The sequence below is a fragment of the Antarctobacter heliothermus genome (assembly GCF_002237555.1).
Classification (GTDB): Bacteria; Pseudomonadota; Alphaproteobacteria; order Rhodobacterales; family Rhodobacteraceae; genus Antarctobacter; species Antarctobacter heliothermus_B.
In genome coordinates this window covers 3,639,166-3,652,014 of record NZ_CP022540.1, presented here as the reverse complement: position 1 = coordinate 3,652,014, position 12,849 = coordinate 3,639,166, and the positions used below count along the sequence as shown (strand labels likewise).

At 64.8% G+C, this 12,849-nt stretch carries 9 protein-coding genes; 2 read left to right on the top strand and 7 right to left on the bottom strand.

Annotated elements, in window-relative coordinates:
- Positions 1-57 precede the first annotated feature (57 nt).
- On the top strand, positions 58-717 hold the full coding sequence (locus ANTHELSMS3_RS17380) for a dienelactone hydrolase family protein (protein ID WP_094037203.1): 660 nt from the start codon (positions 58-60) through the stop codon (positions 715-717).
- Between the two features lie 65 nt (positions 718-782).
- Positions 783-2,573: a gamma-glutamyltransferase family protein gene (locus tag ANTHELSMS3_RS17375; protein ID WP_094035983.1), complete on the top strand. Its 1,791-nt coding sequence runs from the start codon at positions 783-785 to the stop codon at positions 2,571-2,573.
- A 24-nt stretch (positions 2,574-2,597) separates the two neighbouring features.
- Here ANTHELSMS3_RS17375 and ANTHELSMS3_RS17370 read toward each other — a convergent pair whose 3' ends face one another.
- The 7 genes from ANTHELSMS3_RS17370 to ANTHELSMS3_RS17340 form a co-directional block, all read right to left on the bottom strand.
- Entirely contained in the window at positions 2,598-4,934 is a 2,337-nt protein-coding gene (locus tag ANTHELSMS3_RS17370; protein WP_157733556.1) for a DEAD/DEAH box helicase family protein, read from the bottom strand.
- Positions 4,931-5,371, bottom strand: a complete 441-nt coding sequence (locus ANTHELSMS3_RS17365) for a hypothetical protein (RefSeq protein ID WP_094035981.1) — start codon at positions 5,369-5,371, stop codon at positions 4,931-4,933. Before ANTHELSMS3_RS17365 ends, ANTHELSMS3_RS17370 begins: the two co-directional genes overlap by 4 nt.
- A gap of 386 nt (positions 5,372-5,757) precedes the next feature.
- Positions 5,758-6,993, bottom strand: coding sequence for an efflux RND transporter periplasmic adaptor subunit (locus ANTHELSMS3_RS17360; RefSeq protein WP_094035980.1), 1,236 nt, complete (start codon positions 6,991-6,993; stop codon positions 5,758-5,760).
- A gap of 3 nt (positions 6,994-6,996) precedes the next feature.
- Positions 6,997-9,360: an ABC transporter permease gene (locus ANTHELSMS3_RS17355; RefSeq protein ID WP_094035979.1), complete on the bottom strand. Its 2,364-nt coding sequence runs from the start codon at positions 9,358-9,360 to the stop codon at positions 6,997-6,999.
- The gene (locus tag ANTHELSMS3_RS17350; RefSeq protein WP_094035978.1) at positions 9,357-10,067 is read right to left on the bottom strand and encodes an ABC transporter ATP-binding protein; all 711 of its coding nucleotides are present in this window, start codon (positions 10,065-10,067) and stop codon (positions 9,357-9,359) included. The genes ANTHELSMS3_RS17355 and ANTHELSMS3_RS17350 overlap by 4 nt, the downstream gene beginning before the upstream one ends.
- Positions 10,068-10,525: 458 nt before the next feature.
- Positions 10,526-11,410, bottom strand: a complete 885-nt coding sequence (locus tag ANTHELSMS3_RS17345) for a 2-oxo acid dehydrogenase subunit E2 (RefSeq protein ID WP_254694765.1) — start codon at positions 11,408-11,410, stop codon at positions 10,526-10,528.
- Positions 11,410-12,834, bottom strand: coding sequence for an NAD-dependent succinate-semialdehyde dehydrogenase (locus ANTHELSMS3_RS17340; protein ID WP_094035977.1), 1,425 nt, complete (start codon positions 12,832-12,834; stop codon positions 11,410-11,412). The genes ANTHELSMS3_RS17345 and ANTHELSMS3_RS17340 overlap by 1 nt, the downstream gene beginning before the upstream one ends.
- Between the last annotated feature and the right edge of the window lie 15 nt (positions 12,835-12,849).

Genomic DNA, 12,849 nt, shown 5'->3' with positions numbered 1-12,849 from the left:
CACGCAACGCGCGGGGGTGTCCCTCGGGCGTTGCGACCTCTTTGGAAGGCAATGAACATGATGATTGATGTGACGTCTGCCGACGGCCATGTGCTGGACTGCTGGCTGGCGGAGGCGGCAGGGGATCGCCGAGGCGGGATTGTGATCCTGCAAGAGATTTTTGGCGTGACCGACCAGCTCAAGGGGGTGGCGGCGCGTTTCGCGGCCGAGGGCTATGACGTTGCCATCCCGGCGCTGTTCGACCGCCAGCAAAAGGGGGCGGTGATCCCCTTTTCGGAGGCCCCCAAAGGCCGCGATCTGATGCTGGCCACGGATCTGAATGCAGTGATGAGCGACATTGACGCGACGGTGGCGATGTTGGCGGCGCGCGGTGGCAAGGTTGCGGTGCTGGGGTTTTGCTGGGGCGGCGGACTGGCGCTCCGCGCGGCGCAGGTGTCGGATGTGGCCTGCGCGGTGCCGTTCTACGGCACGCGGCTGGATGCCTATCAGATCGCGCCGCTGGTGGCCCCGGTGCAGGGACATTGGGGGGCAGAGGATAGCCATGTGCCGCCCGCCATGCTGGACGCGGCGCGGGCCTATTGGCCCGACATGGAGGTCTATACCTATGACGGTGCGGGTCACGCCTTTGCCAACGACGCGCGGCCCGCGGATCATGTTGCGGCGGCAGCCGATCTGGCCTTTGGCCGCGCGTCGGAGTTCATCGGCCGGCACATCTGATCGCCGCTGGTGAGGGCAGGGTTTCCTGCTTAGGGTACAATGCAAACGAGGCGCAGGGAGGCGGCATGACGTTCACGACACGTCCGGAACTGACCGGAACTTTTGGCATGGTGGCCACGACCCATTGGCTTGCAAGCGCGGTGGGAATGAAGCTGCTGGAGGCCGGCGGCAATGCCTTTGACGCGGCGGTCGCGGCGGGCTTTGTGTTGAACGTGGTCGAGCCGCAACTGAACGGGCCGCTGGGCGACATGCCGGCGCTGGTTTGGCCGGCGGGGGCGGAGGCGCCGCAGATGATCTGCGGTCAGGGCACAGCGCCCGCCGGGGCGACCGTTGCGCATTATCGCGATCAGGGGCTGGATCTGATCCCCGGTTCCGGCCTGTTGGCGACGGTGACACCGGGGGCGTTTGACGCATGGATGGTGATGCTGCGCGATCACGGGACAAAGCGTCTGCGCGACGTTTTGGAACCGGCGATCCACTATGCCGACGCCGGGCATCCGATCCTTGCGCGTGCCGTGGGGGTGATTGCCGATCAGGCCGATCTGTTCCGCACCGAATGGCCCACCTCGGCGGCGGTCTGGCTGCCCGGCGGCGATGTGCCTGTTGCGGGGAGGTTGTTCCGCAATCCGGATCTGGCGGCGTTCTGGACCCGACTGCTGACAGAGGCTGAGACGGTCGAGGGCCGCGAGGCGCAGATTGAGGCGGCGCGACGGGCATTTTCGCAGGGGTTCGTGGCCGAGGCGATCGACGACTACATGCGCGACGCCTGCGTGATGGATGGCGCGGGTGCGCGGCGCAAGGGCGTGCTGACCGGGGCCGATATGGCCGGGTGGCAGGCGACGGTCGAACCGGCCTTGCAGGGCGGCTATCACGGCTGGGATATCTGGAAAGGCGGGTTCTGGACGCAGGGGCCTGCGCTGCTGCAATCGCTGAACCTGCTGGCGCAGACCGGCATCGCCGACACCGATCCCCGTGGCGCGGATTTTGTACATCTGGCGGTCGAGGCGATGAAGCTCGCCTTTGCCGACCGCGAGGCCTATTACGGCGATCCCGATTTCTTTGACATTCCCGCCGCACATCTGCTGTCCGGGGATTATGCCCGAGAGCGGGCCGGGCTGATCGGTCCTTGGGCGTCGATGGATCAACGGCCGGGTCTGGTGCCGGGGCAAGAGACCCTTGCAGAGGCGTTTGTGGCCCGCGCCGCGCGGGCAGTGCCCAAGGGCAAGGGCGCAGGCGGCGGAGAGCCGACCATGGCGCATCTGGACAACCGCGAAGGCGATACGGTGCATGTGGATGTGGTCGACCGTTGGGGCAACATGGTGTCGGCCACGCCCTCTGGCGGCTGGTTGCAATCGAACCCGGTGGTGCCGGGGCTGGGCGTGGCGCTGAACACCCGCGCGCAGATGTTCTGGCTGGACGAAGGGCTGCCGACGACGCTGGCACCGGGGCGGCGACCGCGTACGACCCTGACGCCGTCGATGGCGCGCGCGCCCGATGGCACGCGGCTGGCCTTTGGCACACCGGGCGGCGACAGTCAGGACCAGTGGCAATTGTTCCTGCTGCTGCGGATGGTGCATCACGGGATGAACCTGCAAGAGGCGATTGACGCGCCTTTGGTGTTGTCGAAACACTTGCAGGCCAGCTTTTACCCGCGCGGGTCAGAGCCGGGGGGCTTGATGGTCGAGCCGGGCTTTGGCGCGGGCACGATTGATGCCCTGCGGGGTCGGGGTCATAAAGTCACGCAGGCAGAGCCTTGGTCCCTGGGGCGGCTGACGGCGGTGGCACGAGGGCCGGACGGGGTGCTGCGCGCCGGGGCGACGCCGCGCCTGATGCAGGCCTATGCGGCGGGGCGGTGAGCCAACCTGAGCCGGTTGGACGGGTCATTGCCATCTGGTTCTGGTGGATGTGCGGCGTCCGGAACTGCTGATCCGGGCCGCTTGCAGCACGCCCCGTCCGTCTACCGTGCGGGTGTAGACCAACGTGCCGCGCCCGACATAGCCCTGCCAGTTGCGCCAGAAGATGCGCGCGCGGTCCTTGTGAGAGCCAAACCGATCCGGCACGGCGAAATACTGAAAATTGCTATGCAGAAACCCGGATTTCACCGAGATCACATAGCGCGGACTGTCCACCGGGTTGAACATCTGCTGGAGCGTTTCGTGAAAGATCGCCTCGTCCAGTTTGCAGGTGCTGGTGATCCCCACCTGCCATGTGGTTCCGTCCCATGCCACAAGCGGGATCAGATCGGCGGTCACGGGCGGCAGGTCGCCCAGTTCTGACAGGCTGGCGATTGTCATCTTGGCGAGCCGTTCAATCCCCCTTTGGGCCTGTGACACCGATGGGGGGCGGCCAAACTCGGCAGCCAGACGGCCCCAGAATGACAGGGCCGGAACCGGCAGGGCCTGTAACCGCTGCCGCGATGGCAGGACCGTGCGTGTGGTCAGTTTTGCCTTGGGTCCGCTGTCAGTCTTCAGCGCCGCCTGCCATTCATCCGCCAGTGATCCGCCAGTGTCCGCGCGCGTCTTGGCCAAGGCGTTCTGGTCAGTGACGGTCTGGGCCACAGCGAAATCCGAATGGATGGCGCGGGCGTCCCGGTCCAGCCGCACGAAACACTCAAAGCGGCGTTTCAGGCGGTCGATGTCGTCGCCTTCGGTACGGTGATCGGGCACCACGGCCATGTGCCAGATATGCGCGGTCTTGTCGGGCTGCGTTGATGAGGTGCGCAGCGCCCGGCCGCGCAACTGGTTGACGGCGACAAAACTTTTCAGGTTCGTCCCCAGCACAAGCGCATTCAATGCAGGTGCATCCCAGCCTTGGCCAAGGAAAGACTGCGTGCCGATGATGACCTCAACATCGCCTGCGGAAAACGCCCGGTTCGCGCGGCTGACGGCGTCGGAATGCTGCGCGCCCCCGACAAGGAGATAGCCGGGGACACCGGGAACGGTGCGCCCCTCCAGCCCGGTGCCAAGAGCGTCCGGCAGTATGGCAAACTGCCCGGTCAGTACGGCCATCGGGGTTTGGCCAACGTGGTCCAGCAGATGCCGGAACACGCCAAGCGTGTTGAAGCCCGGCGGCGCGTCGGGCAGGCGCAGGTTGGTCTTGCCAATCCGGTCCAGCAGGATCGCCATGCGCAGCCTTGTACCGCGTGCAGCACGTTCGGTGGCGTAGATGTCGGGCATTGCATCCAGTTTGGCCTGATCGTTCCTGAGCAGATGCAGACGGTCGGCAAAGGCCGGAGGCGGCAAGGTCAACCTGTCATTGCGCAGCGCGCCTGCGCCCTTGAGACGGGTCAGGACATCGGGCGGCAGTTTTTCCGTTGGGAACTCTTGAAACAGGGTCAGCAGCCAGTGCCAGTCCAGCGCCGGCCAGTCCGCATCGTTGACCTGTAAGACCCGTCTGGCATAGGGCGGCGCGGGGCGGTCGTTGTGGCGCAGGTAAACCAGCATCGCACTGAAACGGACAGGGTTGTCCAGAATGGCCGCGACATGGGTCTGCGTCTCGACAATCCAGGGATCGGCAGTCAGGCTTGCGAGCAGGGCGTCGTCCCCGGCCAGATCGTCGAACAGCGCGCGTTCGGACATCAGACTGTCCTGATAGTCGCGTCCATTGGCGGCGGGGGCCAGATAGACCAGATCCTGATGCGGGCACAGATCACCGCTGCGCACCAATTCCGGCACCGAAATCTCGGCGTCCACCGGGCCGCACAGGGCGGTGTAGTTGTTCCATTCGGACGCGTTGACGTCATAGGGCGGCGTGGCGGTCAGCGACAAGGTCATGCAGCCGGTCCGCTCTGCCAGCCGGGTCAGGGTTTTCCACCACGACCGGCGCAGGTGATGTGCCTCATCCAGACAGAGCAGATCAAACGGCGGCAGGAATTTGGTGCGGCTGGTGTGGATGTTCTGATAGGTGCTGACCCGGATCGGCGCGTCCGAAGTGATGTCGGTGCTGATCCAGTCCGGAACCGCGCCGCCCAGATAATCCGTCACAAGGCGGGCGATCCATTGGTCGCGGACCAGCAGGCTGGGCGCAAGGATCAGCGTCCTGCGCCCCAGACGCCGGATGATTTCCAGCCCCAGCACCGTCTTGCCCGCGCCGGGGGCGGCCACGAAATGCAGTTTGTCGTCCTTGAGATGATCGTCGATCTCTTCCAGCAGCCGGGCCTGATAGCTGCGCCAGGAATGGCAGAATGCCATGTCCGAGAAGTCTGCAGGACGGGTCACGATCCGTGCCGCGCCATTTGCTGTTCCATGGCCGCCATGGAGGCGTGCAGCCCGTCATATTGCTGCGAAAGACAGCTTTGTTCGGCGGCGCGGATCAGCGACAGATAGGATTGGAAATCATCCAGCGCGCGCGGATCGGGGGCGGTCAGCGGGTTCATGGCGGCCAGTCCGGTCCACCGGGTACATAGTTCGGACATCTTGGGAATGAAGAAAAAGATGAGCTTTCTCAGCGGGGTGATCTGGGTTGGGTCCGCTTCGATGCGTGTGCGTAAATCGGCGGTCGCCCCGGCAAGCTGCCAGAACAGTTGCGAATGGGGCGGGCCGCAGGCCTCGGCTGCGCGGCGGAATGTTTCGGCAGATGTGTCCAACCGCTCCATGGCCTGCGCCAGCCTGTCTTGTTTGGGTTTGGACAGGAAGGGTCTGAGAAATCGAAACAAGGTAAAATCCTGCCATGGTGCAGGGCGCAAAAGACGGCCCGTAGGTTGGGCCCGGTGTTAGCAGATTGCGCGGTCCGCTGACACCTGAACCGGGGCCAAAGTGGCCGGGTCCGTGCAAAAAATGGTCAGGACAAGCGCCTTTGGGCAGGCTTATTCCTTGTGACAAACACGCGTTCCCGGTTGTGCCACTAAAGGATGCGGTTTTTCGGTGTCGCCCGGTTCCGCATTTCGCGTTCAAACAAATCGACGCCCCGGACTGTGGCCCCATCCTTATCCAGACAACGACGTTCAGATCAGCGACGTTGGCCGGGTTGAAGGTGCTGTTCTTGATAATGCGTGCCCGGTGCCCCCTTTTGACCGCGAGTCTGATCCAACGGGTCGTTCCGTCAGTCCAGGCTGCGGGGCGCGATGGATGCGCCGTCCTCAATCGCGGCAGAGGGGTACAAGACGACCCGATCTCCGGCATTCAGGCCGCCAAGCACTTCGGCGTCGATGCCGTTGTTGCGTCCGATCTCGGCGGTTCGGCGCTCTGCCACACCATCGAGCATGACAAAGACCGCCCAGCCGTCGTTTGCACGAAACAGGGCGCTTGCCGGGACTTTCAGCGCGTCCTCATCGCTCCAGATGACAATGCGCGTCTCGACGCGGTAGCCGTGGCCAAGGCCGCTGCGGATCTCTGACGGGTCCGTCAGGGCGACTGTGACGGGAACGCGCTGTTCTTCGACCCCCAAGGCAGAGAACTTGGTGATGCCGAAGGGGTCGATGCGGCGGACTTCGCCCTGCAAGGGGGCCTCTCCGCCCCAGTCGTCGATGATCACCGGCGCGCCCGTTGCAATCTGCACCGCATCGGATGAGATCAATTCAACCACCACCTCCAGATCGCCGTGCACGTCGCCGATTTCCATGATGGCGGCCCCGGCGGGCAGGGTCGTTTCACTTTGCTGAATGACGCGCAGAATGCGCCCGTCGGCGGGCGCGTGCAGCGGGATGTCGTCGCTTGCGTTGCCGTTGATCGCCGCCGCCAGCCCCTGATCGTCAAACTTGATCAACTGGGCGCGGGCGTTGGCCAGATCGGCCTCGCGCATGGAGATTGCCGCCTCTGACGTCTCGACCGAGGCCTCGGCGACGCGGGCGTTCTGGCGGGCGAGATACAGTTCGGCGGCGCTGGCCACCAGCCGTTCGTTCAATTGTACCGTCCGCGACAGTTCCGAGTTGGCCAGATCGCGGTTGGCGATGGCCGCATTCAGATCGGCGCGTGCCACCCGCAGCGCCGCCTCGGCGGCCTGAACGGCGGCCAGTGCCTGTTCGCGGGTGCGCACGTCCAGTGCGGACGGATTTGAGGGGCGCATATGCGCCACAACCGTCTTGCCGCGCACAACCGGATCGCCCGGATTAACCTGAACGCGCAGCAACCGCCCGGCAACCGGGGTCGAGACCACATAGGCCTCTGCCACGCGGGTGCGGCCCTCTTCGTCGATGGTGACCTGCATCGGGCCGCGGGTCACTGTGCCCAGATCCACCATCAGCGGCCGGGGCCAGAAGGCCGCCGTGAGGGCGCCCGCCACCAGAGCGACGGTGATCAGTGTCAGCACAAGGCGGGACCGTTTCTTTGCTTTGGCCATTGGTTACTCCCGGGTCTTGAGGGCTTGGATCAGGTCGGTGCGGTCCAGATCGCGTTTCACCAGCCAGCCGGATACCACTGCAGCGGTCAGCACGACCAGCGTCGCCTGCCCATAGCTGACAGGGTCAAAGATGGCGGGGATTTGATAGAGGTCGGTCGAAAAGCCTGCGGCAATGCCGAAGGACATGTAATAGCCCATGAGCGCGCCCACCGGCAGCGCGACGAGGGTCACAACCGCAAGCTCACCGAGCAACACAAAAGCGGTTTCCCCTTTGCTAAAACCGATCACCCGCAAGCTGGCCAGATCGCGGGCGCGTTCGGCCAGTGCGATGCGGGCGGCGTTGTAGACAATGCCAAAGGTGATGACAAAGGCAAGCGCCCCCATCACATAGCGGATCGCCCCCGCGCCGGTGTTCATCAAGGTGACAAAGGCATCGCGTGCCTGCGATTTCAGGCTGACGCCCGCAACGGTGGGCATGTCCTGCAAGGCGGCATAGATCGCGCCCCCCTGTGCCTCGTCGATCATCAGGTAGGCCCCAGACACGCGCCCCGGCTCCCGCAGGGCGGCGTTGAGTGCATCCAGCCCCATGTAGGCCGGGGCGCCCAGCAGCGATTCCGCAATGCCGGAGACGGGCAGGTCCAACAGCGGTTGGCGGCCTTCGCGGACATCGACGCCCAGCGTATCACCGGGCTGGATGTCCAGCATGTCCGCCAGCACGCGGGACAGGACAACGCCGCCTTGGGGCAGGGCGATGGGCTGCATCCGGTCATCCAGTGCGCGGTTCAGTGTCGGATTCTCTGGCAATCCGGTCAGCGCGCCGCGATAGCTGTTCACGCCGTTGCGCAACACGACGGCCGCATTGCGAACAGGTTCCACCCGCTGAACGCCGGGCAGGCGGGCCAGTTCGAACAGGGTCTTGTCGCTGACCGGGTGGGTAAAGCTGACGGTCACATCGCTGCGGTCGACCACGGAAAAGGTCAGGTCGATGGTCTGATCGAAGCCCGCATAGATCGTGATCATGGATACCGACAGCGCCATGCCGCTGGCGATGCCGATCATCGCCCCCGCCATCCTGACAGGTTGCCGGGTGATGCGGCGCATGACCATGCGCGAGGGTTGATCCAGAACACTGCCGATGGCCCGACCCATCCGGCCCGTGCGGCTGAAATCGGGCGGCGAGGGGGTGCGCATCGCATCGGCGGGCGTCAGGGCAAAGACTTGCCGCAACACCAGCAGCCCGCCGACAGAGGCCGACAGGATACTGACCGCGACGCCGATCACAAACGAGGCCGGGTCCAGCTGGAAGACCAGAAAGGGAAACTTGTAGTAGGTGGTGTATAACCCGACCATTGCGCGCCCTGTGGCGATGCCCGCCAGACACCCGGCCAGCGCGCCGCCCACCGCGATGGCCATCACCAGCTTGAAGTAATGGGCCCCGACCTCTGTGTTGGTATAGCCAAACGCCTTCATCAGGCCGATCTGGCCGCGTTCGGCCTGCACGATGCGGCTGATCACGATATACAGCAGAAAGGCCGCGACCATCAGAAAGATCGGCGGCACGCCGGTGGCGGCGGCCTCCAACCCGGCGATCTCTTCCGAGACAAAGCGGTTCGAGGTCTGATGGGCCAGTGGATAGGCGCCGGTCCCGCCGTAGGGGGTCAGCACGCGGTCGATAGCCGCCATGACCGCCGGTTCGCTGGCCCCGCGCGACAGCCCGATCAGCGCCTCATTGAAGGCACCCGACATGTCGTAGGCGGCGGACAGGCCTGCGCGGCTCATCCAGATCACGCCGAACCGGGCGTCATCGGGGATCAGCTCCCCCGGGGCGGTGATGTACAAAAACTCGGGGCTTTGGGCGAGGCCGACAATGTCAAAGCTGCGCCGCGCGCCGTTCATCGTGGCGCGCAGGCTGTCGCCGGGGCGCAGGTCATGGGCGGCGGCAAAGCTCTGCAACAACAGGATTTCATCGGGACGCCCTGCCGCAGGCATCCGCCCGTTGGTCAGATAGACATCGTTCAGCGCCGGTCGCCCGCGGTCTGGCAGGGACATTGCCTGCGCCTGCACCGGCAGAACCTGCCCCGGCAGGTCGATCAGCGCGCGGCCCTCCACACGGGTCTGCACAGAGGCCACGCCGGGGATCGCTGCCAGTCTGCTGCCAAGGCGTTCCGGCGCGCGGCTGACCGACGCAAAGACATCGGCCGGCCGGTAGCGTTCATAATACGCGTCTCGGGTCTGGGTCAGCGAGGCGGTCAGGCCGGTCATCATGACCAGCATCATGACGCCGACGGCAATGACGGCCCCGATGGCGATGGCCTGACCCTTGATGCGCCAGAGATCACGCAACAGCTTGTGGTCCAGCGGGCTCACCACTCGATCTCCGAAGGGCTGAGCTTGGTGGGGTTGCGGACAACCTCGCGGATGCCGCCATCAGCGAAATGGATCACCCGGTCGGCCATGGCGGCGGTGTTGGCGTTGTGCGTCACCATCAGCACGGTCGAGCCGAGCCGCGCATTCACGTCCCGCAACACCTCCAGCACGGCGCGGCCTGTGGTGCTGTCCAGTGCGCCGGTGGGTTCATCGCAGAACAATACCTCGGGCTGTTTGGCGATGGCGCGCGCTATGGCGACACGCTGTTGTTCGCCGCCCGACAGTTGCGCCGGAAAGTGATCGGTGCGTTCCTTCAGGCCAACCAGCGCCAAGGCGGCGTCCGGGTCCATCGGATTAGCCGCAATTTCGGTCACCAGTTCGACGTTCTCCTGCGCCGTCAGGCTGGGCATCAGGTTGTAGAACTGAAACACAAAACCGACGTGGTCGCGCCGGTAGCGCGTCAGTTCCGCGTCGCTCATCTCTGACAGGGATTGATCGCGGAAATGGGCTGTGCCGTCGGTCGCGCGGTCCAGTCCGCCGATGATGTTCAGCAGGGTTGATTTGCCGGAGCCGGAGGGGCCCAGCAGTACGACGATCTCACCCTGCGGGATTTCCAGATCGACGCCGCGCAGGGCGTGGACGGCAGAGCGCCCTTCACCATAGACCTTGGTCAGGCCGCGTGTGGTAAACGCAAGGGGTGTCTGCATCTGCTGGCCCGCCTCAAGTTGACTGTGGCGCGACAATTGCCGGGGGTGGCTGTGCCCGCCGCGCCTTTGTCTCGCTCAGAGACAACATGGCGGGTGTGACGACCAGAGTCAGCATCGTTGAGATGCCAAGGACGTCCGCGAAGGCCGGGGAAGGGGCTGTCCATCACCGAATCGACGGAGTGTTGTGGGCGAATCCGCGCGTGAAGAGGGTAAGTTCATGCTGATGCATAATGGGCATCAATCCCAGAGCCGCCTTGACCGAGATCAGCCGCAGACGTGCCAGCCCAGTTCGCAAGGCGGCACTTAGGGGCATCAGACCAGTCCGATTCAGAACCTAGCAGGCGCGATCGGGACCATCGCAGAGTTAGCAAACTTCGCCCCCAAAACCCGGGTGTTCTGATGCGCCTGTGGCCGGTTGGTGTGCGAGGCCGACCAGAAGGTCGGCGTCGTGATGTGCGTCAGATCATCAGGCGGCGCGGGTCCGCCAGCAGGGCACACAGGCGAGAGGTAAACCGAGCCGCCTCTGCGCCATTGATCACGCGGTGATCATAGCTCAGATCCAGTGGCACCATCGGCACCGGCTGGAACGCGGTGCCGTCCCACTGTGGCGTCATCTCTGTGCGGGTGATGCCTAGGATTGCCACCTCTGGCGGGTTCACGATGGGCGTAAAGGCATGGCCGCCGATGCCACCCAGATTGGTGATCGTCATTGACCCACCGCCCATCTCATCCGGTCCGATCTTGCGGCTTTGTGCGCGGGTAGCCAGATCGGCGATGTCCGCCGCGATCTGCCACAGCCCCTTTTTGTCCGCATCGCACAGGACCGGCACCATCAGGCCATGTTCGGTATCGACGGCAATGCCGATGTGGACATAGTTTTTCAGGATCAGCGACTTGCCATCGGCGGACAGTGAGGCGTTAAAGCGTGGATAGTCCCGCAGCGCCCGCGCCAGCGCCATGACGTGAAATGCCAGCCCGGTCAGCCTGACGCCGCGCGCCTCTGCCTCTGGTTTCAGGCTCTTGCGAAAGCTCTCGATGGCGGAAACATCGGCGCGATCGTGGTGGGTGACTTGGGGGATTTGCGCATTCGCCGCCGACAGGTTCGCGGCGGAGACCTGGGCAAACCGGCTCATCGGTTGTGTCTCCACCGGGCCGTAGGACGCGTGGTCGACCTGCCAATAAGAGGTATCGGACGTCGGCGCGGCGGCGGGTGGGCCGCGTTCCAGATCCTCACGCGCAATGGTGGTTCGGCCCAGATCGCGGGCCAATGCGTTCAGATCTATGCCCTTTTCCAGAGCCAGGGCGCGGACGGACGGGGCGGCGATCACCTCTCGCATCGCCATCACCACGCCGCCGAGATGTATTGGGTTTCCATGAACTCAAGCATCCCTTCATGTCCGCCTTCGCGACCCAGGCCGGATTGTTTGACCCCACCGAACGGGGCCGCCGGATCAGACACCAGACCCCGGTTCAGCCCGACCATGCCGTATTCCAGCCGTTCGCAAACATGCAGCGCGCGTTTCATGTCGCCGGAAAAGACATAGGCAACCAGCCCGTATTCGGTGTCATTGGCGCGCTGGATCACCTCGTCCTGATCGGAAAATGTCTGGATTGCGGCGACGGGGCCAAAAATCTCGTCCCGCACGCAATCGGCGGTTTCCGGCACATTGGACAACACCGTCGGCGGATAGAAATAGCCCGGACCGTCGGGCGTGGTGCCGCCGCATTCGATCTGCGCGCCCTTGGCCACCGCGTCGGCGACAAAACCCGCGACCTTGTCGCGCGTGTCGGCATTGACCAGCGGGCCGACATCGACGGTCGGGTCGGTGCCATCGCCCATCTTGAGCGCCCGCATCGCGGCGGTCAGACGGTGGGTGAACTCAGCGGCGATATTCTGATGCACATAGATGCGGTTGGCGGCGGTGCAGGCCTCTCCCAGATTGCGCATCTTGGCCAGCATCGTGCCCTCAACGGCGGTATCCATGTCGGCGTCTTCAAACACCACGACAGGCGCGTTGCCGCCCAGTTCCATGGCCGGTTTCAGCACCTGATCGGCGGCAGAGTGCAATAGCTTGCGCCCCACGCCGGTTGAGCCGGTAAAGCTGATCACACGCACGCGCGGATCGTGCAGCATGTGATCGACCAGCGCGCCGGTGCGTTTGCTGGGCAGTACGTTGACCAGACCGGGCGGCACGCCCGCCTCTTCGAGCAAGGGCATCAGCGCCAGCATGGTCAGAGGTGTTTCCGAGGCCGGTTTGATGATGACGCCGCAGCCCGCCGCCAGCGCCGGGGCGATCTTGCGCGTGCCCATCGCCGCCGGGTAGTTCCACGGCGTGACCAGCACCGCCAGACCGGCGGGTTTGTGCTGGACCATGATCCGCGCGCCAGAGGCGGGCGCGTGGCCCAACTGTCCGTTGGCGCGCACCGCCTCTTCGGCAAACCAGCGAAAGAATTCGGCGGCATAGGTTGCCTCACCCAGCGCATCGGCCCGCGCCTTGCCGTTTTCCAGCGTGATCAGCCGGGCAAAATCGTCCAGCCGTGCGGTCATCAGCTCCCACGCCTTGCGCAACACTTCGGATCTGTGGCGCGGTGTGCGGGCAGCCCAATCCTTCATTGCGGCCTCGGCGGCGTCCAGCGCCGCGTCGGCATCGGCAATGTCAGCAGAGGCGACGGAGGCCAGTACCGCTTCGGTGGCGGGATTGATCACGTCGAAACGGTCGCTCCCCTTGTGCCATTGGCCGTTGATATAGAGATCGGTGTGGTCCATGTCGGTCTCCCGAGG